20 protein-coding genes are annotated in these 22,659 nt (G+C 67.1%); 10 read left to right on the forward strand and 10 right to left on the reverse strand.

Features of this window, described 5'->3' with window-relative positions; genetic code table 11:
- Together ACFJGT_RS15870 and ACFJGT_RS15875 are read right to left on the reverse strand one after the other, a co-directional pair.
- The gene (locus ACFJGT_RS15870) at window positions 1–360 is read right to left on the reverse strand and encodes a response regulator (protein ID WP_047578672.1); all 360 of its coding nucleotides are present in this window, start codon (window positions 358–360) and stop codon (window positions 1–3) included.
- Window positions 361–366: 6 nt separating this feature from the next.
- Window positions 367–648 carry an STAS domain-containing protein gene (locus ACFJGT_RS15875; RefSeq protein WP_291657428.1) on the reverse strand — a complete coding sequence of 94 codons (282 nt, stop codon included), beginning with the start codon at window positions 646–648 and terminating at the stop codon, window positions 367–369.
- Here ACFJGT_RS15875 and ACFJGT_RS15880 point away from each other — a divergent pair.
- Complete coding sequence (locus ACFJGT_RS15880) at window positions 641–793, forward strand: hypothetical protein (protein WP_377839089.1); 153 nt, start codon at window positions 641–643, stop codon at window positions 791–793. The genes ACFJGT_RS15875 and ACFJGT_RS15880 overlap by 8 nt on opposite strands.
- A 90-nt stretch (window positions 794–883) precedes the next feature.
- Here ACFJGT_RS15880 and ACFJGT_RS15885 read toward each other — a convergent pair whose 3' ends face one another.
- Window positions 884–1,351, reverse strand: coding sequence for a PleD family two-component system response regulator (locus tag ACFJGT_RS15885; protein WP_293795954.1), 468 nt, complete (start codon window positions 1,349–1,351; stop codon window positions 884–886).
- A gap of 55 nt (window positions 1,352–1,406) precedes the next feature.
- A complete protein-coding gene (locus ACFJGT_RS15890) occupies window positions 1,407–2,879 on the reverse strand; it encodes a methyl-accepting chemotaxis protein (RefSeq protein ID WP_377839096.1) in 1,473 nt (490 codons plus the stop codon).
- A gap of 247 nt (window positions 2,880–3,126) precedes the next feature.
- Between ACFJGT_RS15890 and ACFJGT_RS15895 the strand changes: the two genes are divergently transcribed.
- Window positions 3,127–3,873: a superoxide dismutase gene (locus tag ACFJGT_RS15895; protein WP_377839099.1), complete on the forward strand. Its 747-nt coding sequence runs from the start codon at window positions 3,127–3,129 to the stop codon at window positions 3,871–3,873.
- A 158-nt stretch (window positions 3,874–4,031) separates the two neighbouring features.
- Here the strand turns inward: ACFJGT_RS15895 and ACFJGT_RS15900 are convergent, their stop codons facing one another.
- Window positions 4,032–5,255 (reverse strand): MFS transporter, encoded by a 1,224-nt coding sequence (locus ACFJGT_RS15900; RefSeq protein ID WP_377839103.1) that lies wholly within the window; start codon window positions 5,253–5,255, stop codon window positions 4,032–4,034.
- Between the two features lie 263 nt (window positions 5,256–5,518).
- Between ACFJGT_RS15900 and ACFJGT_RS15905 the strand changes: the two genes are divergently transcribed.
- Together ACFJGT_RS15905 and ACFJGT_RS15910 are read left to right on the forward strand one after the other, a co-directional pair.
- Window positions 5,519–6,499, forward strand: coding sequence for a TAXI family TRAP transporter solute-binding subunit (locus ACFJGT_RS15905; protein WP_377839106.1), 981 nt, complete (start codon window positions 5,519–5,521; stop codon window positions 6,497–6,499).
- 184 nt (window positions 6,500–6,683) lie between these two features.
- Entirely contained in the window at window positions 6,684–8,849 is a 2,166-nt protein-coding gene (locus ACFJGT_RS15910) for a TRAP transporter permease (protein ID WP_377839109.1), read from the forward strand.
- A gap of 18 nt (window positions 8,850–8,867) precedes the next feature.
- Here the strand turns inward: ACFJGT_RS15910 and ACFJGT_RS15915 are convergent, their stop codons facing one another.
- Genes ACFJGT_RS15915 through ACFJGT_RS15935 form a run of 5 tightly spaced genes read right to left on the reverse strand, consistent with a single transcriptional unit; the run spans window position 8,868 to window position 14,697 of the window.
- Entirely contained in the window at window positions 8,868–10,355 is a 1,488-nt protein-coding gene (locus tag ACFJGT_RS15915) for a M81 family metallopeptidase (RefSeq protein WP_377839112.1), read from the reverse strand.
- Between the two features lie 37 nt (window positions 10,356–10,392).
- Window positions 10,393–11,238: an ABC transporter permease gene (locus ACFJGT_RS15920; protein ID WP_377839115.1), complete on the reverse strand. Its 846-nt coding sequence runs from the start codon at window positions 11,236–11,238 to the stop codon at window positions 10,393–10,395.
- On the reverse strand, window positions 11,235–12,167 hold the full coding sequence (locus ACFJGT_RS15925; RefSeq protein WP_257731506.1) for an ABC transporter permease: 933 nt from the start codon (window positions 12,165–12,167) through the stop codon (window positions 11,235–11,237). Before ACFJGT_RS15925 ends, ACFJGT_RS15920 begins: the two co-directional genes overlap by 4 nt.
- Window positions 12,168–12,198: 31 nt before the next feature.
- A complete protein-coding gene (locus ACFJGT_RS15930; RefSeq protein ID WP_377839121.1) occupies window positions 12,199–13,758 on the reverse strand; it encodes an ABC transporter substrate-binding protein in 1,560 nt (519 codons plus the stop codon).
- A 60-nt stretch (window positions 13,759–13,818) separates the two neighbouring features.
- Window positions 13,819–14,697, reverse strand: coding sequence for a MurR/RpiR family transcriptional regulator (locus ACFJGT_RS15935; RefSeq protein ID WP_377839124.1), 879 nt, complete (start codon window positions 14,695–14,697; stop codon window positions 13,819–13,821).
- A gap of 139 nt (window positions 14,698–14,836) precedes the next feature.
- On the opposite strand from ACFJGT_RS15935, the gene ACFJGT_RS15940 reads away from it, so the two are divergent.
- From ACFJGT_RS15940 to ACFJGT_RS15965, 6 genes are all read left to right on the forward strand, one after another.
- Window positions 14,837–16,114: an NAD(P)/FAD-dependent oxidoreductase gene (locus tag ACFJGT_RS15940; protein WP_377839128.1), complete on the forward strand. Its 1,278-nt coding sequence runs from the start codon at window positions 14,837–14,839 to the stop codon at window positions 16,112–16,114.
- Window positions 16,115–16,281: 167 nt separating this feature from the next.
- Window positions 16,282–17,919 carry a methyl-accepting chemotaxis protein gene (locus tag ACFJGT_RS15945; RefSeq protein ID WP_377839132.1) on the forward strand — a complete coding sequence of 546 codons (1,638 nt, stop codon included), beginning with the start codon at window positions 16,282–16,284 and terminating at the stop codon, window positions 17,917–17,919.
- Between the two features lie 27 nt (window positions 17,920–17,946).
- Window positions 17,947–18,411 carry a chemotaxis protein CheW gene (locus ACFJGT_RS15950; protein ID WP_377839136.1) on the forward strand — a complete coding sequence of 155 codons (465 nt, stop codon included), beginning with the start codon at window positions 17,947–17,949 and terminating at the stop codon, window positions 18,409–18,411.
- A gap of 345 nt (window positions 18,412–18,756) precedes the next feature.
- Window positions 18,757–19,689, forward strand: coding sequence for a CheR family methyltransferase (locus ACFJGT_RS15955; protein ID WP_377839140.1), 933 nt, complete (start codon window positions 18,757–18,759; stop codon window positions 19,687–19,689).
- Window positions 19,689–20,384 carry a chemotaxis protein CheW gene (locus tag ACFJGT_RS15960; RefSeq protein ID WP_377839143.1) on the forward strand — a complete coding sequence of 232 codons (696 nt, stop codon included), beginning with the start codon at window positions 19,689–19,691 and terminating at the stop codon, window positions 20,382–20,384. Before ACFJGT_RS15955 ends, ACFJGT_RS15960 begins: the two co-directional genes overlap by 1 nt.
- Window positions 20,381–22,657, forward strand: a complete 2,277-nt coding sequence (locus tag ACFJGT_RS15965; RefSeq protein ID WP_377839146.1) for a hybrid sensor histidine kinase/response regulator — start codon at window positions 20,381–20,383, stop codon at window positions 22,655–22,657. The genes ACFJGT_RS15960 and ACFJGT_RS15965 overlap by 4 nt, the downstream gene beginning before the upstream one ends.
- Window positions 22,658–22,659: the final 2 nt, after the last annotated feature.

The raw sequence follows: 22,659 nt of genomic DNA on the forward strand, positions 1-22,659 counted from the left end.
TCAGTTCTGGTAGCGCGCGACGAGGCCGAGCAGCGTGTTGGGTTCGAAGGGCTTGACCATCCAGGCGCTGGCGCCGGCGCGCCGGCCCTCGGCCTTGATCTCGGCGCCGTTCTCCGTGGTCAGCACGATGATCGGCGTGTTCTGCCCGGCCGGGCGCGAGCGGCAGGCGCGCGTGAACTCGATGCCATCCATGATCGGCATGTTGAGATCGGTGATCACCAGATCGGGGCGGAACTGGTCGAACTTGTTGAGGCCGTCCTCGCCGTTCTCGGCCTCGGCCACCTCATGGCCGGCATTGCGGAGCGTCAGGCTGAGCAGGCTGAGCAGGGTCTTGGTATCGTCGATCGCCAGGATTTTCATACCTGATCACTCCAGAACGAGAGCGCTGTGAGCGGCATCGAAGCCGATCGCCCGCAAGGATTCGCGGCATTCCTCGGAAGCCGCCTTGAGCGTGACCGAAAGCCCCCGCGCGGCGGCGCTGGTGGCTGCGGAGTGAAGAAGCTGGATCCACAGGCTGGGCAAAGCGCCGGCCTCGGCGCATTCGACAGCGATGCTTTCCCGCTGTTCCAGCGCCACCAGCAGCTGGTTGCGGAACGTCGCGGCCTCGGACCGGCCGAGGAAAGGAGGAAGCGAGACGGTGATGACCATGAAGGGCGACCCAGGATTGCGCCTGGAGCATCGCGTCAAACTGGTAAAAACTTCGCTAAATATGTTCAGCCGCATCAATACTCTTGGCGTTTTCGCGGCAAGAGCGGCCTACCTTGGGTTGTCGCTGGTCATGGCGGCGATGTGACGAGCCCGAGTGAACGCGCAAGGACGCCGCGCCGCCGCCCGGAGTCGAACAAGGCCGTCACGTTCCGTTCGGGGAACCTCCGGGCAAGGATCAGAAGATGGCGTTGCTGATCGCGCGCGGCACCAGCGTGATCTTGCCCTCCGCTTCCCTGTACTTGCGAGGCATGTTGATCACGCCCGACAGGTGAAGCCAGAGATTGTTCGGCGAGATCGGCTTGGTGACGATCTCATGCGCGCCGAGCTTCGCCGCCTGGACGACGGAGCGCCGGTCCGGTCGCTCCATCATCACCAGCACCGGCGCCTTGGCGAAGGGCGAGGTCTTGAAGGAGCGGATCGCCGCCAGGCACTTGACGCTGTTGCCCTCCGGCATGTCCCAGTCGAGGATCACGATATTCGGCTGCTTCTGGATGAAGGTCGAGGCGGCCGAGGACAGGTCCGACGCCTCGAAGATGCGGTTGAGCTGCGCCTGATACAGCATCGTGCGCACGATCCGGCGGTAATGCGGGCTCGGGTCGATGAGCAGCACTGACAGGTTGGGAAAGGAAGGCGCTATATGCATGGCGCTGGCTCGGAAACTCGCTCACTCAACTCGACAGGTTACGCACGGCAGACGACTAGACCTTGAGCCCGAAGCGGAAGGCGCCCCAGTGCCGGCCCTTGACCATGATCGGCGCCGACAGGTCCTCCATGACGAGGAACTGCCCGCCGCCCATGTCGCGCCGGTAGCTTTGCAGCAGGAACGGCTTGCGGTTGCGCGCGGCGGCAAGCCCGGTCCGGTCGTCGAAGATGCGCCGGTTGCGGCAATTGGCGTTGTTCCAGACCGGGTCGCTGCCCTGGGCTTGCGCATATTTGCGGTTATGCGTCGGCAGGAAGCCGTTGCGATCCACCGCCGCGCAGAACACGATCCGCCCGTTCGAGGTCAGCAGCTCCTCCTGGAGCGGCGGCAGCAGCCGGTCGGTCAGGGCGACGAAGCGGGTCATGTGCTGGATCGGGTCCGAGCCCGGAATCGGCCGGTAGGCCTCGTCGAACAGGTCCGCGAGCCCGATCTCCCCGCGCGCCAGCGCTGCCTCGAACAGCCCGCTGATCGTGCTCGCCGTCTCCATGGCGGTCGCGATCAGTTCGGACTGAGCCGTCCGCACGCCGGATGCCGCGATCGAGCCGAGAATGCCCTCGCTGATCGCCACCAGCGCTTCGGTGCGCTGCCCCGCCTGCTGGAGATTGTCGGTCGAGGCGTCGACCCCGCTCACCAGCCCCGCGAGATCCTGCCCGGCCTTGGCGCAGGCCTCGGCATTATCCCGCGTCGGCCGCGACACGGCCTCGATCTCGCCTATCAGCTCGACGACGGAGCGCCCGAAGCTGTCGAACTCGCCGATCTGCTGCGAAATGGTCTGGCTCCCCGCCCGCGCACGCTGGGCGGTCTGTGCGTTCTCCTGGCTGCGGCGGGCGACGGCATCGACCGCCTTGACCAGAAGATCGAGCTGGGCGGCACTCGCCGCCGTCGCCTCGCGGGTCTGTTCCGCCAGGGTCTTCACGGCCGCGGCGATGACCGCGAAACCCTTGCCGGCCTCGCCGCTGCGCGCCGCCTCGACGCCGGCATTGATCGACAGGAGCTGGATCTCGCGGGTGATCGACTGGATCGCATCGCTCGATGCCCGCGCCTTGTGCGCGTCGCCGACGGCCTGCGCCAGCACCTGCGACATCGATTGCGCTTCCTGCGACAGGGTCTCGATATCCGCCTGCGCGGCATTGAGCCCAAGCCGGACTGATTTCGTCACGCGTTCGAGCCCATTGCGAACGCCGGAAGCAGCGGCCTGCGCGCCCTCGGCCGCCTGCCGGATCGCGTTATTGGCCTGCGACACCTGCTCGACGGCGCCGACCACGCGGCGCAGGCCCGCGGTCTGCTTGTCGAATTGTTGCGTCAAGTCGCCGACACGGCCGGCGATATCGGTGATCTCGGCGCTGAGCTTGCCGAAGCGGGCGGCAATCTCGCGCACGGCACGCTCGGCGCCAGCCGCTGCCGGCTCGTCGGCGCGGTCCGGCATCACCTCGCGAACGGGCAGATCGAGCTTGCGAGCCAGAGCATGCATGGCGGGACGCCCCTTCCACCCGGGAGGATTTCTCTCGGAACCGTAGAGAAACGCGGTAAATCGCCGGTTAAGAGCTCGATCGTGCGGTTTACCACTTTCGATATGCACGCCGGGATTGTGATATTGCGCTAGGGTCAACTGCCGGGCACGGCCATGCTATAGCTGCGGCGATCGACGGCGGACCCGCAACGGGACACGCGCGTTGAGCAGGTAGCCATCACGCCAGAACGCTTTCCGGAGGATTCCCATGACCGCAGTTTCCGCCGTCTCCCGCCGTGGCCTGATCGGCCTGGGCGCCGCCGCATTCGCTGTCGTCGCTGCGCCGAAGGTCTGGGCACAGGCGGCAGCGCCAGCGGCGCCGGCCGGCCCGTTCTCGCTGCCGAAGCGCGCCTATGAGGCCAATGCGCTGGAGCCGCATATCGACGCGGCCACGATGGACATCCATTACAACCGCCACCACGCGGCCTATGTCACCGCGCTGAACAATGCCGCCAAGGACAACGGCGTCATCGCCAAGGCCTCGGTCGGCGAGCTGATCGCCGATCTGAACCAGGTGCCGGAGAGTATCCGGACCCTCGTCCGCAACAATGGCGGCGGCCATGCCAACCACAGCATGTTCTGGGAGATCATGGCGCCGGGCGCTGGCGGCGCGCCGACCGGCGAGGTTGCCGAGGCGATCACGCGCGATCTCGGCGGCTTCGACAAGTTCAAGGCCGATTTCGAGGCGGCGGGCCTGCGCGTCTTCGGCTCGGGCTGGGTCTTCGTCACCGTCGACAAGGCCGGCAAGCTCGCCTTGCTCGGCAAGCCGAACCAGGACAGCCCGATCATGGACAAGCAGATGGTCCTGCTCGGCAACGACGTCTGGGAGCACGCCTATTACCTGAAGTACCAGAACCGCCGCGCCGACTACCTCAAGGGCTGGTGGAACGTGGTCGACTGGAAAAAGGTCAACGAGCGCTACGCCGCCGCCAAGGCGGGCAAGCTCGCGCTCTGAACCCCTCCGAAACCTGTCTCCAGGAAACGCCGGTCATCCGGGACGCAGCGAAGCGGAGATCCGGGATCCATGCCTGAACCTTCCTCGGAAGCGTTCCCGAATGGATCCCGGGTCAAGCCCGGGATGACCGCGCGGTTGTGATGAGAGCGTTGTCGGGCCTAATGCCCGACCTTCGCCGCGCGCGTGCCCTCGCTCAGCCGCGGCAGGAACCAGGCGAGCAGCCCCATCAGCGGGATGAACGAGCAGATCTTGTAGACCATCTCGATGCCGAGATGGTCGGCGAACTCGCCGAGCAGGGCAGCCGCAAGCCCGCCGAGCCCGAAGGACAGCCCGTAGAAGAAGCCGCCGACCAGCCCGACGCGGCCGGGCAAGAGCTCCAGCGCATAGATCAGGATCGCCGCAAACGCGCTCGACATGATCAGGTTGATCACGATTGTCAGCACGCCGGTCCAGAACAGGTCGGCATAGGGCAGGATCAGCGTGAAGGGCAGCGCGCCCAGGATCGAGAACCAGATGATCTTGTTGCGCCCGATCCGGTCGCCCAGCATGCCGCCGGCCAGCGCCCCCACCGCCGAGGAGGCGAGGAACAGGAACAGCATCACCTGCGAGTTCTGGATCGAGATGCCGAACTTGCCCATCAGGTAGAAGGTGTAGAACGACGAGAAGCTCGCCGAATAGGCGTTCTTCGAGAACAGCAGAATGATCAGGATGGTGATCGCGAAGGCGACCGAGCGCTTGCCCGGCCGCGCCGGCGCCGCGCTCGCCACGGCTGCCTTCGGCGGCCGCGCCTTGTCGAGCCGCGCATAGCTCGCCGCCGTCCAGACCATCAGCATCATCGCGACCAGCGCCGCGACCGAGAACCAGGCGAGGCTGCCCTGCCCGCGCGGCACGATGATGAACGCCGCGAGCAGCGGCCCGAGCGCCCCGCCCGTCTGCCCGCCGACCTGGAAGATGCCCTGCGCCAGCCCATGCTGCCCGCCGGAGGCATTGCGCGCCATGCGGGTCGCCTCGGGATGGAAGATCGAGGAGCCGATGCCCACGCAGGCCGCCGAGAGCAGCAGGAAGCCGTAGCTGCCGGCATAGGCGAGCCCGATCAGCCCCGAAAGCGTGAAGCCCATGCCGACCACCATGGAGTACGGCATCGGGTGCTTGTCGGTATAGAGCCCGACCGCCGGCTGCAGCAGCGAGGCCGAGACCTGGAAGGTCAGCGTGATCAGGCCGATCTGGCCGAAATCGAGCCGGTAGGCCTCCTTGATGATCGGATAGATCGCCGGGATCAGCGACTGGATCATGTCGTTGAGCAGATGCGTGAAGCTCAGCGCGATCAGCACCGGCATCATGGCCCGTTGCGGCAGGGAGGCGGTCGGCGCGCTGGCGGTCATCTGGGCTTGGTCCCGCAGCGTCTCCGGCAGGCCGATTCCCGCCTCGTGACGCGGTCGAAGGCTCTAGAGGATCGACGCCTCCCGCACAATTTCATGAGCCGGCACCACGGCAATGCCCTCACTGCATGCCTGGCCACGCTTTCACGCTCCGAAGACCGTAAAATCCGGCCAGATCGCTGTTGATCTCCCCGACTGCGCCGAATTGCCGATTGATCCCGCGCCCGATCCTGCCGAGATTGCCGCTTTCATGGGAGGTTGACTGAATGTCTCTGCGTCTTCGTTCGAAGTTTACCGCCGCCGGCCTCGCCCTTGGCGCCGTCGCTTTGGCGGCCGGCATCGCCGTTGCCCAGGCTCCGGCCTTCTTCCGCATCGGGACCGGCGGCACCGCCGGCACCTATTATCCGATCGGCGGCCTGATCGCGAACGCGATCTCCGCACCGCCGCAGCTCGTCGCGACCGCCGTCGCCAGCAATGGCTCGGTCGCCAATGTCAACGCCATCGTCGGCGGCGCAGCCGAGTCCGGCTTCGTGCAGGCTGACGTCGCTTTCTGGGCTTATTCCGGCACCGGCGTCTACGAGGGCAAGCCGAAGGTGGAGGAGCTGCGCTCGATCGCCAACCTCTATCCCGAGAGCGTCCATCTCGTCGTCCGCAAGGCCTCGAACGTGAAGAGCGTCGCCGATCTCAAGGGCAAGAAGGTCTCGCTCGACGAGCCCGGCTCCGGCACCCTGCTCAACGCCAAGGCAATCCTCGCCGCCTTCGGCGTCACCGAGAAGGACATCACCGCCGAGTATCTCAAGCCGAACCAGGCGGCCGAGAAGATGAAGGACGGCTCGGTCGATGCCTTCTTCTTCACCGGCGGCTATCCGGCGGCGGCGATCTCGGAGCTCGCCTCGACCGGCTCGGGCATCGACATCCTGCCGATCACCGGCGCCCCGGCCGAGAAGCTCGCCAAGGACTCGCCCTTCTTCGCCGCCGACGAGATCCCGGCCGGCACCTACAAGGATGTCGGCGCGGTGAAGACCGTGGCGGTCGGCGCCCACTGGGTCACCTCCTCCAAGATCTCGGCCGACACGGTCTATGCCGTCACCAAGGGCCTGTGGAGCGACAAGGCCCGCGCCGCGCTCGATTCCGGCCACGCCAAGGGCAAGGTGATCCGCAAGGAGACCGCGCTGTCGGGCCTGCAGGGCGTGCCGCTGCATCCGGGCGCCGAGAAGTTCTACAAGGAAGCCGGCCTGCTGAAGTAAGCCGACTTCGCCAGCAGGCCCCGCGTCATTCCGGACAAGCCGCGAAGCGGCGCCGATCCGGAATCAATCGTAAAGCTCAGCGCTCTACGATGGATTCCGGGTCTCCGCTTCGCTTCGCCCGGAATGACGCGCTCCTCTGTCGTTTCGCTGATCGCTGCAAGCTCATAGCCACAGGCAGACCCGCATGGCCAATCAGCCCTCCGCCGCCGAACTCGCCAGGCTCGAGGAAGAACTCGATCCGGAAATGCAGTTCCGCAAGGTGCCGCATGGCACCGCACTGCTGATCGGCGGCCTGCTGCTCGCGCTCTCGGCCTTCCATTACTACACCGCCGGCTTCGGCCTGCTGCGCGAGACCACGCATCGCGGCATCCATCTCGCCTTCGTGCTCGGGCTGATCTTCCTCGTCTTCGCCGCCCGCAAGAGCGAGGCCGGCACCGTCTATCCCTCGACCGTCTTCCGCCCCGGCGGCGTACCGCTCTATGACTGGGTCTGCGCGGTCGCGGTCGCCGTCGCCAGCCTTTACGTGCCCTGGATCTTCGAGGACCTCGTCTTCCGCGTCGGCAATCCCTCGCCGCTCGACGTCGCGATGGGCACGATCACCATCGTCCTGATGATCGAGGCGACGCGCCGCGCCATCGGCTGGGGCCTGCCGCTGATCGCACTCTTCGCCATCGTCTACGCGCTCTTCGGAAACTGGTTTCCCGGCATCTTCCTGCATCCGGGTTCAACCTGGTCGAACCTCGTCAACCACCTCTACCTGACCAGCCAGGGCGTCTATGGCGTCGCGCTGGGCGTGGTCGCGACCTATGTCTTCCATTTCGTGCTGTTCGGCGTGCTGGCGACGCGCATCGGCCTCGGCCGCCTCTTCCTCGGCGTAGCCGCGGCGGTCGCCGGCCGCTTTGCCGGCGGCCCGGCCAAGGTCTCGATCTTCGGCTCGGCCCTGTTCGGGATGATCTCCGGCTCCTCCGTCGCGAACACGGTCACGGTCGGCTCGCTCACCATCCCGATGATGATCCGCCTCGGCTACCAGCGCCATTTCGCGGCGGCGGTGGAATCGACCGCCGCGACCGGCGGCCAGATCACCCCGCCGATCATGGGCGCCGCCGCCTTCCTGATGGTCGAGTTCCTCAACCTGCCCTATGCCACGATCGTCATCGCCGCGATCGTGCCGGCCTTCATGCATTTCTTCGGCGTGCTGATGCAGGTGCATTTCGAGGCGCGCCGCACCGGCATGGGCGGCATGACCGATGCGGATGCGCCGAAGCTCCGGGAGGTCTTCGCCCGCGACTGGCCGACCATCGCCCCGCTCTTCGCGCTGATCGTGGTGCTTTTCACCGGCTACACGCCTTATCTCGCCGCTTTCTGGGGCATCACCGGCTGCATGCTGGTCGGCCTTGCGCACTACCGGGCAGGCGCAGCGCTGGCGCTGGCGCTCGCCATCGGCGTCGCCGCACCGACCGAGCTCCTGCGCGTGCCGGGCGTCAACGCGGCGCTGGTGACCGCCGCCTTCGCGGTCATGGCGCATGGCGTGCTGCTGCGCTCGACGGAAGGCCGCAAGCGCGTCAACGACATGGTCGACGCCTTCGTCCTCGGCGCGAAATACGCGATCGGCGTGGGTGCTGCGGCAGCGACGGTCGGCATCATCGTCGGCGTGGTCACGCTGACCGGCGTCGGCTTCAAGATCTCCTGGATCGTGACCTCGCTCGCCGATCAATGGGCCAAGGGCCTGATCGACCTCGTCCCCTTCCTGCCCTTCGACATCAAGAGCGCGACGCTGTTCTTCACGCTGCTGCTGACCGGCATGGTCTGCATCCTGCTCGGCTGCGGTGTGCCGACCACGGCGAACTACATCATCATGGTGACGGTGGCTGCGCCGGCGCTCGGCATGCTCGGCGTCAACCCGCTCGTGGCGCATTTCTTCGTGTTCTATTACGGCGTCCTCGCCGACATCACGCCACCGGTGGCGATCGCCGCCTATGCCGGGGCGAGCATGGCCGGCGCCGACCCGTTCAAGACCGGCAACACCGCCTTCCGGCTCGCGCTCGGCAAGGTGCTGGTGCCCTTCGTCTTCGTGTTCTCGCCCTCCATGCTGATCATGGCGCCGGGCTTCACCTGGACGGAGTTCGTCGGCTCGACCGCGGCCTGCATCGCCAGCATCACCCTGCTCTCGGCCGCCTTCTCCGGCTGGCTATTGGCGCCGCTGGCAATGTGGGAGCGCTTCGTCATCGGGCTCGCAGCCCTGCCGATGATCCTGGCCACGCCCTATTCGATCGTGGCCGGGCTCATCATCGGGGCGCCCGTGCTGTTCAGGCAGGTCATCGCCCGCAAGGCGGCGGTCGCCCCGGCCTGAGCCGGCGCGCGGCATCTCTCACGCCACCTTGTCGAGCGGATAGAGCGGCCGGCGCACCCGGCGATAGGGCAGCTTGCTGAGATCGGGCGTGCAAAGCGCCCCGCTGTCGCAGACGATGACCTTTCCGGCAATCGGCTCGAAGGCGGCCCGGAAATGCTGCATCGACTTCAACCCGACGACGCGCTTCGCTGCCGGGTCGATGCCGAAGGCGCGGAACTGCTGCAGGTCGTTCATCTGGGCGCGGCTCGTCGTGACCAGGATCTCGATATCGCCGACGCGCAGCACCGCGCATGGCCCCCAGCTCGCGCTCAACCCGCCCATCATCGGGCCGTCGCCGACATAGTCGCCGTCGCTGACGCTGACGAGCGTGCCGGTGAGTTCGAGCGGGCCGCCGCCGATCTCGGGATCGACCTTGCCGCCGAGTCTGACCGAAACCGTCGAACCCGGCTTGCCCTTGCGCAATTCGGCCGCGACCTCAGGATCGACCATCGGCCCGAAGCAGGAATCCCCGAGATCGGCTGCGATCATGCCCTTGAGCAGGCCGGTCGCGTCGCCATAGCCGCCGCCGCCGGGATTATCGGCATAATCCGCGATGATCAGCGGCCCCTTCGTCGCGACATAGGACTTGGCCTCGGCGACTGCGTCCTCGACCGAGAGGAACGGCGTCACCACGTCGAAGCGGCGCTGCCACATGTCCTCGACCATTGCTTCTGCGAAGGCCTGATGCTTCTCGCGCTCGCCCTCGCAGGTGACGAGCACGGTCGGGCCGACCTCGCGGATATCGGCATTGCCGAAACCGCCATTGACGCTGACGGCGAAGACGCCCGCTTCCGTCTCATAAGCCTTGGCCTTGGCGATGCGCTCGACCATCGGGCCGATATCGGTGCGCCCGCCATTGACCTCCTCCAGCATCGGCCGCTCGGCGCGCAGCGTCACCGGCCTGATCTCGCCCTTCATCGTCCGCTGCAGGATGCCGGCGGCGAGCTTGCCGATCTCGCGCATGTCGACATGCGGATAGGTCTTGTAGGAGACGACGATATCGGCGAGCTCGGTCATCTTGTGGGTGACATTGGCGTGGGGATCGAGCGTGACGCCGATCGGCACGTCCGGTCCCAGTACGGCGCGGACCCGCTCCAGCAGTTCGCCCTCCCCGTCCTCGCAGAACTCCGTGACCATCGCGCCGTGCAGGCCGAGCAGCACGCCGTCGATCTTGCCGGCATGGGCCTTCGCGGTCTCGACGATGACGCCCGCGATCCGGTCGAAGGCGTCGCGCGTCACCGGGCCGGAGGGCTGGGCGGCGGCGCTGATCGCATGGACGACCGTCCAGCCGGCGGGGCGACCGATATCGAGGAAGCCGGCGATCGGCGTATTGGCCTCGGCCCGCGCGGCGATGGCGTCGTCGCCCAGCTTGATGCCGCGATCGGTGAAGGCGGCGTAATCGGCCGGGCAGCGGCTGAAGGTGTTGCTCTCATGCGAGAACTCGGCGGTCAGGACGGTGAAGCTCATGGCGTTCCTCTGGCTGTTTCGCGCGTTTCTTATCGTGTCAGCCGTCCCGAAGCGGGCGGCGGATATCGAGCGCCTCGATCAGCGCATCGCCGAACAGGTTGATGGCGATGACGGCCGTGGCGATGACGAGGCCGGGGAAGATGATGATCCAGGGCGCAATGAAGATCTGCGCGGTGCCGGAGCTCATCATCGCCCCCCAGCTCGGAACCGGCGGCTGTGCGCCCAGCCCGAAGAAGCCGAGCGTGGCTTCGAGCACGATCGCATCGCCCGTCGCCAGCATGCCGGCGACAATGACCGGCGTCATCGCGTTGGGCAGGAGATGCATGAACAGCACGCGCGCGGGTCTTGCGCCGGCCGTCACCGCGGCATCGACGAAGAGCTCGCCCTTGAGTGCCATCACCTGCGCCCGCGTCAGGCGGGTGAATTGCGCGAGATAGGCGATCGCGATGGCGATGGCCGTCGAATGCAGCCCCGGCCCGAGGATCGCGATCAGGATCAGCGCCAGCAAAATTTCCGGAAAGGACCAGGTCAGATCGACAAAGATCGTAACGATCTTGTCGAAGATGCCGCCGAAATAGCCGGCGGCGGCGCCAAGCGTCGCACCCATCAGCACCGACAGCGCGATCGAGAGCACGCTGACGCTGAGCGAGGTCCGCGCACCCTGGATGATGCGCGAGAGCAGGTCGCGCCCGAACTCGTCGGTGCCGAGCCAATGCGCGAATGACGGCGGCGTGTTGGCGATGGAGAGCTTCTGCGCGGCATAGTCATAGGGCGCGATCCAGGGCGCGAAGATCGCGCAGAGCACGAGCGCGAGCAGGAACAGCGCGCAGATGGCGCCGCGCGGCGACCGGAGGATGCGACCGGCGAGGGATTTTCGGCTCATCGTGCACCCATCGCTTCACGCAGGCGCGGATCGAGCGCCGCCTGGGCGAGATCGCCGATCAGCGTGCCGAGCATCACCGCGATCGCCAGCATCAGCAGGCAGCCCTGCACCAGCGGATAGTCGCGCTGACCCAAGCCAGTAATCAGCAGCGAGCCGAGCCCCGGCCGGGCAAAGACGTATTCGACCGTGACCGCGCCACCGAGAATCCAGCCGATGCGCAGACCCAGAATGGTCATCACCGGCAGCATCGCCTGCTGCAGGATATGGCGGAGCTGGATGCGCCAGAACGGCACCCCCTTGGCCTGCAGCACCCGCACGAAATCGCGGCTCGCGATCTCGACCATCGCGGCGCGGGTGACGCGGGCGATCAGCGCCGTGCCGCCGATGCCGATGGTCAGCGCCGGCAGCACCAGCGCGTCCCATGTCCTTGCGCCCGAGACCGGGAACCATTCGAACTGCACGGCGAACATCAGGATCATCAACAGCGCCAGCCAGAAGCTCGGAAGCGTCGAGCCCAGCAGGATGAAGCCCATCACCGCCCGGTCGAACAGGCTGTCGCGGAAGGAGGCGGCGAGCACGCCGGTGACGATCCCGACCACCGTCGAGAAGATGAGCGCCGTCCCGCCGAGCGCGAGGCTATGCGGCATGTTCTCGGCGATGAGCTGCGAAACCGGCTGTCGCATCACGATGGCGTCGCCGAAATCGCCGGTGACGACCTTGGCGAGCCAGCGCCCGTACTGGACCAGCAGCGGCTGGTCCAGGCCGTAGCGCGCGATCATCTGCGCTCGCTGCTCCGGCGACGAGCCGACCTGGATCAGATGCTCCAGCGGGTCGCCGGGCACGAGATGGATGATCATGAAGATCACCAGCGAGACGGCGAGGAAGACCGGCACCAGCATGGCGAGGCGCCGGATCGCGAAGCGCAGCAAGGATCGATCTCCCGCGTGAGTTCGTCCCGGCTCAGTTGGCCGGGGCGATGTCGATCATCGACTGGCTGGAGAAGCCGATGCCGCGGATCGTCTCGGGCATCACGACGCGCTTGCCATAGGCCAGGCTCTGCACCGGCTGGTAGATCGGCGCGAACGGGTACTGCGAGAGCACATACTCATGGTACTTCGTGAAGTTCGCGACGCGCTCGTCCCAGGTCTTCGACTTGTTCATCGCGATGTCGTTGAGCTTCTCCGCCTCGGGATCGTTGAACATCGAGACATTGGGATAGCCCGCCCGCTTGGCAGCGAAGAACCAGTCGACGATATCGGCATTGGTCCACTGATAGGCGCGCACCGCGAGCTGGTGCTCGGTCTTCTTGCGGTACTGCGCATTGATCGAGCCGGCATCGACGATGCTGATATCGGCTTGCATGCCGACGGCCTTGAGCTGCGCCTGGACGATCTCGGCGAGGCGCTTGAACTCGGTGCCGTTCTGCGCCCAGAGCTTCACCTCGAGGCGCTTGCCGTCCTTGACGCGGATGCCGTCGGCGCCGGGCTTCCAGCCGGCCGCGTCGAACACCTTTTTCGAACGCTCGGGATCGTAGGCGATCTTGTATTTGGGATCGACTTGCGACTCCTTCAGCGAGGAGATCAGGAAGGTGTCGGCCACCGCGCCGTTGCCGCCATAGAGGCTGGTCAGGATTTCCTTCTGGTTGACGGCGAAGGCGGTCGCCTCGCGCACCTTGATGTCGGTGAACGGCTCGACGCTGGTGTTGATCGGCATGTAGACCACCTCGTTGCCGGGGATGGTCACGAGCTTCACCGCCTTGTCGGCCTGGATGCGCGGCAGGAAGTCGGTGGGGACATTGACGAGCACGTCGGCGCCGCCGGTCTTGAGTTCGAGATAGGCGGTCGATTCCTCGCCGATCTCGCGAAAGGTCAGCTTCTTGAACTTGGCCGGCCCCTGGTTCTTCGACAGGGCGGAGGCCGATTTGTAATCGTCATTGCGCACGAGCACGGTCTGCTGGCCGACCGTGAACTGCTGCATTTTGTAGGGGCCGGTGCCGATCGCCTCGGTCACGCCGAACTTGTCGCCCAGCGCCTCGTAGGATTTCGGCTCGGGCACGCACATGAACGAGCTGGCGAGGTTGAACAGCAGGTTCGGGTCGGGATGCTTCATGTGGAAGCGCACGGTCAGGTCGTCGACCACCTCGACCTTCTCGATGGCCTCGACGGTGAAGGCGTTCTCCGTGCCCTTGAACTGCGGCACCCACCATTCGATCGTCTTGGCGTTGAACGGCTCGCCATTGTGGAACTTCACGCCGGGCTTCAGCTTGAAGGTCCAGAGCATGCCGTCCGGGCTCGACTCCCACGAGGTCGCGAGCTGGCCGTGGAAGCTCTGGTCGGCATCCTGCACCACCAGCCGGTCGAAGATCAGCGTCGTCGCGGTGTTGAGCTTCGTCGCCTTGATCGGGTTGTAGGTCGGCGCGCCGACGAGGCGCGCGGTCATCACGAACGTGGCTTCCTGCGCCAGTGCCGTGGAGGCGGCGAGCGCCGACAGGCCCAACGCCAGCAGGCTCCCCTTCATCATCGTCTTCATCCCGCTTCCCCTTTTGTTTTGAGATGTTGCGAAAGGCTTTGATCGCGGCCGTCAGCCGAGCGGGCCGGAACTGTCCCCGACATGGCCGGTGAAGCGGCCGTAGAGCTCGGCCATGCGGTTCAGCCGCGCCTCGACCTGCGGGCCGAGCTCGACGAAGACCGCGTTGATCAGCAGGTTGCTGAGGCTCGCCATCTGGGCGGTCGAGTCCCAGAACAGGTTGAACTCGGTCGAGACGACCAGCATCTCGTCGACGAGCCCCTGCCCCCAGTCGCAGAAGGAATCGGTGATCAGCGTGGTCCTGATGCCCGCCGCCTTCGCCTGCTCGGCCAGCACCTTGGCCATGCGCGAATAGCGCCGCGCCTCGAAAATCACGAGGCAGCGCTCCTTCTCGGCAGACAGCAGCAGGTCCGAGAAATTCCCGGCCGCGAGATCGGCGAGATGCACGCCGTCGCGCAGGTACTGGAGCTGGTTGGCGAGGTACTGCGCCAAGCCGCGCTCGGTCTGGAAACCCGTGACATAGACGGAGGATGCCGACGCCAACCGGCGCGCGACGCGCTTCCACTCCTCGCTCTGGGCGAGCTCGTAGATGCGCACGAGGCCGGCGATCTCCAGTTGCAGACTGCGCGCCAGTTGATCGTCGCCGGCGCGGCTGCGCTGCTGGAAATCGCGCAGGCGGTCGCTGATCAGCCAGGGCCTGTCGCCGATCTCTTCGGCGAGGCTGGCCTTGAGGTCCTTCAGGCTCCTGTAGCCGAGCGTCCGGCAGAAGCGCCCCACCGTCGGCTCGCTGAGCGAGACCTTCTCGGCCAGGCTCGCCGCCGTCTCGAAGGGCAGGCTCGGCATCTGCGCCAGCATATAGCTCGCCAGCGCCTTGTCGGCTCTGGAGCCGTTGGCGAGGCAAGCCTGCAATCTCTGGCGAAGCGTCTGCGACATCGGCACTCCCGCGCTCCGGGAGATGAAGTTATTTTTCTTTCAAACTGTCAAATGATTTTTATTTTCTTGCAAAACTGGTCCGATTGAGGCTCGGTTCGGCTATGTCCGATCAGGGCAGATGGGACGGATTCGACGGACGATGGCGACCGCAGCGGGACAGGCCGATGTGATTGTGCTCGGAGCGGGCATTGTCGGCGTCAGCGTGGCGCTGCACCTGCAGGAGCGCGGCCGGCGCGTCCTGCTGGTCGATCGCGGCGAGCCGGGCGCCGAGACCAGCCATGGCAATGCCGGGCTGATCGAGCGCTCCTCCGTCGTGCCCTATGCCTTCCCGCGCGATATCGCGACGCTCGCCAGCCTCGCCTCGAACCGCTCCATCGCCGTGCGCTATCGGCCGGCGGCCTTGCTGCGCATGGCCCCCTGGCTCGCCCGCTACTGGTGGAACTCCGCACCCGACCGGCTCGACAAGCTGGGCCGCGCCATCCTGCCGTTGATCGAGCGCTGCATCGAGGAACACCGGCGCTGGACGAAAGCCGCCGGCACCCAGGCTCTGATGCGCGGCGAAGGCTGGATCGAGCTCTATCGCACGCAGCGAGGCCTCGATGCGGCGACCCGCGGGGCGGCCGAACTCGCTGCCTACGGCCTCAGCTATGACCTGCTCGGCGACGACGCCCTGCGTCGCCTCGAACCCGGCCTGATCACCGGCAGCGTCGCCGGCGCGGTGCATTGGCGTGACCCCGTCACGGTCAGCGACCCCGGCGCGGTGACACGCGCCTATGCCGCGCTCTTCGTCGCGCGCGGCGGCCTGCTGAAACCGGCAGATGCCACCAGCCTGCAGCAAGACAACGCAGCATGGCGCCTCTCCGCCGATGGCGAGGCATGGCAGGCACCGGAAGCGGTCGTCGCGCTCGGTCCCTGGTCGAACGACCTCGTCGAACGTTTCGGCTATCGCTTCCCTATCGGCTTCAAGCGCGGCTACCACATGCATTACGAAAGCGCCGCCGAAACAGCTCCGCAGCATCCGCTCTGCGACGCCCAGGCCGGCTTCGTGCTGACGTCGATGCAGCGCGGCGTTCGCCTGACCACGGGGATAGAACTGGCCGGCCGTGACGAGCCCTCCGACTCCTGGCAGCTCGACCGGGCCGAGCGCATCGCGCGGCAGATCGTGCCGCTGGGCCGCAGGCTCGATGCCGAGCCCTGGCGCGGCGCCCGCCCCTGCCTGCCCGACATGCTGCCGATCATCGGCGCGGCGCCTCGGCATCACGGCCTCTGGTTCGCCTTCGGCCATGCCCATCACGGCTTCACGCTCGGCCCCGCGACCGGCCGCCTGCTCGCGGAGATGATGACCGGCGCGCCGACGCTGTGCGACCCCGTCCCCTTCGCAGCCGAACGTTTCCTGCCTCAGGTCCGCATGGCCTGACCCGACCGGCAGCGGCGGCATCCGTCCACAGCCCTCATTGCGACGCGTTTCCGCAACGGAGACGCAATAACTCTGCGCTAACGATGATCTGCGCACGCTTCGACCGTGACCACGGCGGCAGCCGGCCCGGCGACCGCCGGCAGCACGCCGCGACGATGGATTGAGCGATGAAGAGCCTGACGATACGCCGCCGCATCCTGATCAGCTTCGCCGCGATCCTCGCGGTGATGACCGCCATGGCGGGCGCCAGCTATTTCTGGTTCCTGCAGACCGAGCGGGAGGTGATCGAGGTCGAGACCAAGACCGTTCCCGGCCTTTATTACAGCGCGCAGCTGATGGTGGTCTGGGCCGATAGCACCCGGCTTTCCCGGGATATGGCGCGGGCGGACAATGCCGCAGCCAGGAACCAGGCGAGCGAGGCTGCCCTCGCCAATCGGGCGCGGGTGCGCGAACTGCTCAAATCCTATGAAGGCACGATCAACAGCGAAACCGACCGGCGCAACCACGCCGCGGCCGCGCAACTCGTCGATCAGTTCGCCGCGGCCGAGGATGCCATCATGGCCACCGGGCGGCAGGCCATCGCGAACGGGCAGGCTTCCGATCAGTCCGCCGTCGTCCGCAGCGATCTCGACCCGATCGCGACGAAGATGCGCGGCGCGCTGCGCGAGATGGTCGATTTCAACAAGGACGAGGCCGATGTCTCGACCCGCAAGATCGTCACCATCATCCGCTCCGCGGAGCTCGGGCTGATCATATGCTTCGCGATTGCGCTCGTGCTCGCGATCCTCTGCGGCGTCCTGCTGTTTAGGGCGGTGACCCTGCCGCTCGGCAAGCTGCTCGGCATCGTCGACCTGATGCGGCGCGGCGATTTCAGCGAGCGCCTGACGCTGGAGCGGCGCGACGAATTCAGCACGGTCGCCGACGGCGTCAACGGAATGGCCGATGATCTCGCCGGGCTGATCGGCCAGATCCAGAAATCGAGCATCCAGGTCAACACCTCGATCACCGAGGTCGCTGCGACTTCGAAAGAGCAGCAGGCGACGGCCAACGAGATCGCCGCCACCACGACCGAGATCGGCGCGACCGCCAAGGAGATTTCCGCCACCTCCAACGAGCTCGCCCACACGATGGACGAGGTCTCGGCCGTCGCCGAGCAGACGGCGACGCTCGCCAATGGCGGGCAGGCCGGGCTCGCGCGCATGGAGAGCACGATGCGGCAGGTGATGGAGGCCGCCGGCGCCATCAATGCCAAGCTCGCGATCCTCAGCGAGAAGGCGGGCAACATCAATCAGGTCGTCACCACCATCACCAAGGTCGCCGACCAGACCAACCTGCTCTCGCTCAACGCCGCGATCGAGGCCGAGAAGGCCGGGCAATACGGCCGCGGCTTCGCCGTGGTCGCGACCGAGATCCGCCGGCTCGCCGACCAGACGGCGGTCTCGACCTATGATATCGAACAGATGGTCAAGGACATCCAGTCGGCCGTCGCAGCCGGCGTGATGGGCATGGACAAGTTCTCCGAGGAGGTCCGCCGCGGCATGCAGGAGGTGCAGCAGGTCGGCGGCCAGCTCTCGGAGATCATCGAGCAGGTCCAGGGGCTGGTGCCGCGCTTCGAGGGCGCCAACGAGGGCATGCAGGCGCAAGCGACCGGCGCGGGCCAGATCAGCGAGGCCCTGTCCCAGCTCAGCGAGGCCGCCCAGCAGACCGTGGAATCCCTGCAGCAGTCGACGCTCGCGATCGACGAACTCAACCAGGTCTCGAACGGGCTGCGCAGCTCGATCTCGCGCTTCAAGCTGCGCGCCTGACACGGAAAGGCGGAGCGGAACCGCACGATGCTGTTTCTGATGTTCCAGCTGGGGCGGGATCGCTACGTGCTCGATACAGGGCAGGTCGAGGCCGTGCTGCCCCTGCTCGCAGCCAAGCAACTGCCGGGCGCACCTGCGGGCGTCGCCGGAGCGATCAGCTATCGCGGCCGGCCGGTGCCCGTGGTCGATCTCGCGCTGCTGGCGCTCGGGCGCCCGGCCGAGCCGCGCCTGAGCACCCGCATCATCCTGCTGCGCTATCCATCCGGTCCCGGCAGCGACGACCTTCTCGGCCTGCTGGTCGAACAGGCCGTCGAGACGATCGAACGCGCCAAAGCGGATTTCACGTCGTCGGGCGTCGAGGCCGGCATGCCAGCCTATCTCGGCCCCGTCGCCAGCGACGAGCGCGGGCTGATCCAGTGGATCCGGGGCGAAGCCCTGCTGACGCCCGAGATCCGCGATATCCTGTTCCGCCAGCGCCAGGCGGAACCGTGATGGACGACACCGTTCCGATCAGGGATTTCGAGAAGCTGCTCAGGGAGACCATCGGCCTGAGCATGGAGACGGTCGGCGCCTCCGTGATCCGCCATGCCCTGAAACGGCGGATGACGGCCTGCGCGATATCGGATCTTCACGCCTACTGGGCTTTCGTCACCGGTAATCCGGCCGAACGGCAGGAACTGGTCGATGCCGTCATCGTTCCCGAGACCTGGTTCTTCCGCGACCGCGAGGCTTTCGGCGCGATGGTCCGGCATCTCCGCGAGAACCGCGCCGCGAGCCGTCCGCTGAGAACTCCTCAGCCTGCCCTGCTCGACCGGCGAGGAGCCCTATTCCATCGCGATGGCGCTGTTCGATGCCGGCTTCCCGGATGGCAGCTTCCAGATCGACGCGATCGACATCAGCACCCGCAACCTCGCCCATGCCGAGCGCGCCATCTACGGGAAAAACTCCTTCCGCGGCGCCGACATCGCCTTCCGCGACCGCTATTTCGAGGCCTGCGAGGGCGGTTTCAGGCCGCATGACAGCGTCCGCCGGCAGGTCCGCTTCCGCCTCGGCAACGTGCTCACGACGGCGCCGCAGCCCGGGCAGGAGACGTATGACGTCGCCTTCTGCCGGAATCTGCTGATCTATTTCGACCGGGAGACGCAGGGAACGGCGCTGACGCGTCTCAGGCAGATGCTCGCCGATGATGGGATCCTGCTGGTCGGCCCGGCCGAATCCGGTCTCCCGCCCCTGCTCGGCTTCGCATCGGTGCGCTTTCCGCGGGCATTCGCGTTCGTGAAGGCAGAGGCGGCGCGTGTGAAACCCGCCGAGCCGCCGGCTGCGCGAAAGCCACGGCCGGTTCCGCCGAAATCTGCCCCCTCGCTCCAGGCCAAGGCGACCGCGCCACGATCGACGCCACGTCCCTTCACGCAGAAAGCGCCCCCCGCCCAACCATCCGCGCCTACGCCGGACCGGGCAGCCGCCAGCCTGGCCGGAATCGAGCGCGCCGCCGATGCCGGGCTCCTCGCCGAGGTGCCGGCCGCCGCCGAGCGGCATATCGCCGAATTCGGCCCCTCGCCCGATGCGTTTTACTGGCTGGGGCTCGCCCATGACGCGGCCGATGCGGTCGAGGATGCGATGCGGAACTATCGCAAGGCGCTCTACCTCGCGCCCGATCACCAGCCAGCGCTCGCCCAGCTCCGGCTGCTCCAGCAGCGCCTGGGCGACCATAGCGGTGCCAAGGCCTTGGCCGACCGGCTCGACCGGCTGGCGAAGCGGAGCGGCACCTGATGTCCGCCGAGACCGATTCGATGACACCTGACGACATCGAGGAGTGCTGGCGCGAGATCGGTGTCAGCGGCGATCGCTCCTGCCCGAAACTCGACGATCACCTCCACTGCCGCAATTGCCCGACCCATGCGCAGATCGCCCGCAAGCTGCTCGACCGCCCCTTGCCGCCTGGCTATCGCGACGAGTGGACGCAGCATTTCGCGGGGCGCGACGAGAAGGCGCCCGAGGGCGAGGAGATCGACAGCGTCCTGATCTTCCGCATCGGTGAGGAATGGCTCGGCCTGCCGGCCGCGATCTGCCGCGAGATCGCCGAGCCGCGCCCGGTCCATTCCCTGCCGCATCGCCGCAGCGAGGCCGTCCGCGGCATCGTCAATGTCCGCGGCGAGTTGCTGATCTGCATCTCGCTGCCCGCCTTGCTCGGCATCGGCGGGGCATCCGCGTCCCGCAGCGCCGAGCGGATCGCGATCTTCCCCCGCCTTGTCGTCACCGGCGAGGACTCGAGGCACGTCGCCTTCGAGGTCGACGAGGTCCACGGCCTCCACGCCTATCGAGCCCATGAGCGCGGCGCGGTTCCGGCGACGGTCGGCCGCTCGGCGGCCAGCGTCGTGGCGACGATGATCCCGTGGAACGGCCGCGCGGTCGGCTGCCTCGATGCCGGGCGCCTGCTCGACCTGATCGACCGGAGCATCGCATGAGCGGCGAGGACCTCAGCGACCTCTCCATGCTCGAACTGTTCCGGGCGGAGCTCGCGGCACAGTCGCAGGCCTTCACGGCCGGCCTGCTCGCCCTCGAGCGCGATCCGGCCAGCGCCGTCCATCTCGAAGCCTGCATGCGCGCGGCCCATTCCCTGAAGGGGGCGGCTCGCATCATCGATCTCACGCCGGCCGTGCAGGTTGCGCACGAGATGGAGGAATGCCTCGTCGCTGCCCAGCACGACACGATCCGGCTGAACCGCAGGCATATCGACGCGCTTCTCGCCGGCATCGATCTGCTCGGCGAGATCGCGTCCGGATCGGGCGAGCCGGAAGCAGATGCGAAGACGCGGATCGAGGCTTTCGCGCAAAGTCTACGCCAAGCCGGCGAGACAATCGACGTTCCCTCGCCGGACTCACCCAGCCCGGAAGCCAACCAGGAAGCCAGCCCGGTGGGCCCGCCCCCCGGCGCAGAGCCACCTCCACCGCCCGCTGCGCCTGCTGAAGCCTCTGCGCAGACCGGCGATGGCACGGCAGGCGAGCGCATGGTCAGGGTCACCGCCGACAGCCTGAACCGCCTGCTCGGCCTCGCCGGTGAATCGCTGATGTCGGCGCGCCGGCTGCGGCCCTTCAATGACGGGTTGCTGCGGCTGCGACGCGTCCAGGCCGAGCTCGCCAAGAGCTTTGGGGATCTGCAGGCCGCGATGCCAGCAGATGGCGATGGCCGCGCGGCGCAGGCCCTGGCAACCGCGCAGCTCAAGCTGGCGGAGGGCCAGGCGCTCCTCGCCCAGCGCCTCGACGAGATGGATACGGTCGACCGGCGCGCAACCGATCTCGCCAACCGGCTCTATGACGAGACGCTGGCGAGCCGGATGCGCCCCTTCGAGGATGGGGTCCGGCATTTCCAGCGCAACGTGCGCGACATCGGCCGGTCGCTCGGCAAGACCGTGCGCCTTGACATCGTCGGGGGCGCGACCAGCATCGACCGCGACATCCTCGACCAGCTCGATGCTCCGCTCGGCCATCTCCTGCGCAATGCCGTCGATCACGGCATCGAGACGCCCGAACAGCGCCGCGCCGCCGGCAAACCGGCCGAGGGCCTGATCCGTTTGGAAGCCCGGCACAATGCCGGCCTGCTCCAGATCATCGTCTCGGACGATGGCGGCGGCATCGATATCGAGGCGCTCCGGCAGGCGACGCTCGCCCGCGGGCTGACCACGACCGAGACGGTCTGGGACCTCAGCGAGGAGGAACTGCTCGAATTCCTCTTCCTGCCCGGCTTCTCGATGAAGGCGACGGTGAGCGACATCTCGGGCCGCGGCGTCGGCCTCGATGCCGTGCAGGCCATGGTGAGGCAGGTGCGCGGCCAGGTCACCGTCACGTCCGAGCCCGGCATCGGCACCCGCTTCCAGCTCCAGCTCCCGCTGACGCTGTCCGTCATCCGTGCGCTGCTCGTCGAGATCGACGGCGAGCCCTATGCCTTGCCGCTGACCGCGATCGCGCGCGCCTTGCGGCTGCCGCGTGACAAGATCGAGCTCCTCGAAGGCCGCCCGCATTTCCGCCATGGCGAACAGCAGGTCGGCCTCGTCACGGCCCATGAGATCCTGGGCCGGGGCGAAGCGGCGCTCGGGGAAACAGAGCTGCCGACGGTCGTCGTCGGTGAGGGCGACGATCTCTATGCTCTGGTCGTCGATCGTTTCCTCGGCGAGCGCGAACTCGTGGTCCGGCCGCTCGACCCGCGTCTCGCCAAGGTCAAGGATGTCAGCGCCGCCGCCCTGATGGACGATGGCTCGCCGGTCCTCATCCTCGATATCGAGGACCTGATCCGCTCGATGGAGAAGCTGGTCTCGGGCGGGCGCCTCCGGACACTCGAACGCAGCGTGGCCCGCGCCGGCCAGAAGCGGCGCAAGCGCGTCCTCGTCGTCGACGATTCGCTGACGGTGCGCGAGCTGGAGCGCAAGCTGCTCGACCATCACGGCTACGAGGTCGAGGTCGCCGTCGACGGCATGGACGGCTGGAACGCAGTCCGCTCCGATCCGTTCGACCTCGTCGTCACCGATGTCGACATGCCGCGCATGGACGGAATCGAGCTCGTCACCCTGATCAAGCGCGATCCCGGCCTGCGCAACCTGCCGGTGATGATCGTCTCCTACAAGGATCGCGAGGAGGATCGCCGCCGCGGCCTCGATGCCGGTGCGGATTACTATTTGACCAAAGGGAGCTTCCACGACGAAACTTTGATTCATGCCGTGGTCGACCTGATCGGCGAACCATGAAT

Source organism: Allobosea sp. UC22_33, assembly GCF_042700715.1.
GTDB lineage: Bacteria > Pseudomonadota > Alphaproteobacteria > Rhizobiales > Beijerinckiaceae > Allobosea.

Bases quoted from the DNA above. Each gene is read 5' to 3' on its own strand.
- ACFJGT_RS15870 (WP_047578672.1), bottom strand. From the start codon at position 360: ATGAAAATCCTGGCGATCGACGATACCAAGACCCTGCTCAGCCTGCTC.
- ACFJGT_RS15880 (WP_377839089.1), top strand. From the start codon at position 641: ATGACCATGAAGGGCGACCCAGGATTGCGCCTGGAGCATCGCGTCAAA.
- ACFJGT_RS15875 (WP_291657428.1), bottom strand. From the start codon at position 648: ATGGTCATCACCGTCTCGCTTCCTCCTTTCCTCGGCCGGTCCGAGGCC.
- ACFJGT_RS15885 (WP_293795954.1), bottom strand. From the start codon at position 1,351: ATGCATATAGCGCCTTCCTTTCCCAACCTGTCAGTGCTGCTCATCGAC.
- ACFJGT_RS15890 (WP_377839096.1), bottom strand. From the start codon at position 2,879: ATGCATGCTCTGGCTCGCAAGCTCGATCTGCCCGTTCGCGAGGTGATG.
- ACFJGT_RS15895 (WP_377839099.1), top strand. From the start codon at position 3,127: ATGACCGCAGTTTCCGCCGTCTCCCGCCGTGGCCTGATCGGCCTGGGC.
- ACFJGT_RS15900 (WP_377839103.1), bottom strand. From the start codon at position 5,255: ATGACCGCCAGCGCGCCGACCGCCTCCCTGCCGCAACGGGCCATGATG.
- ACFJGT_RS15905 (WP_377839106.1), top strand. From the start codon at position 5,519: ATGTCTCTGCGTCTTCGTTCGAAGTTTACCGCCGCCGGCCTCGCCCTT.
- ACFJGT_RS15910 (WP_377839109.1), top strand. From the start codon at position 6,684: ATGGCCAATCAGCCCTCCGCCGCCGAACTCGCCAGGCTCGAGGAAGAA.
- ACFJGT_RS15915 (WP_377839112.1), bottom strand. From the start codon at position 10,355: ATGAGCTTCACCGTCCTGACCGCCGAGTTCTCGCATGAGAGCAACACC.
- ACFJGT_RS15920 (WP_377839115.1), bottom strand. From the start codon at position 11,238: ATGAGCCGAAAATCCCTCGCCGGTCGCATCCTCCGGTCGCCGCGCGGC.
- ACFJGT_RS15930 (WP_377839121.1), bottom strand. From the start codon at position 13,758: ATGATGAAGGGGAGCCTGCTGGCGTTGGGCCTGTCGGCGCTCGCCGCC.
- ACFJGT_RS15935 (WP_377839124.1), bottom strand. From the start codon at position 14,697: ATGTCGCAGACGCTTCGCCAGAGATTGCAGGCTTGCCTCGCCAACGGC.
- ACFJGT_RS15940 (WP_377839128.1), top strand. From the start codon at position 14,837: ATGGCGACCGCAGCGGGACAGGCCGATGTGATTGTGCTCGGAGCGGGC.
- ACFJGT_RS15945 (WP_377839132.1), top strand. From the start codon at position 16,282: ATGAAGAGCCTGACGATACGCCGCCGCATCCTGATCAGCTTCGCCGCG.
- ACFJGT_RS15950 (WP_377839136.1), top strand. From the start codon at position 17,947: ATGCTGTTTCTGATGTTCCAGCTGGGGCGGGATCGCTACGTGCTCGAT.
- ACFJGT_RS15955 (WP_377839140.1), top strand. From the start codon at position 18,757: ATGGCGCTGTTCGATGCCGGCTTCCCGGATGGCAGCTTCCAGATCGAC.
- ACFJGT_RS15960 (WP_377839143.1), top strand. From the start codon at position 19,689: ATGTCCGCCGAGACCGATTCGATGACACCTGACGACATCGAGGAGTGC.
- ACFJGT_RS15965 (WP_377839146.1), top strand. From the start codon at position 20,381: ATGAGCGGCGAGGACCTCAGCGACCTCTCCATGCTCGAACTGTTCCGG.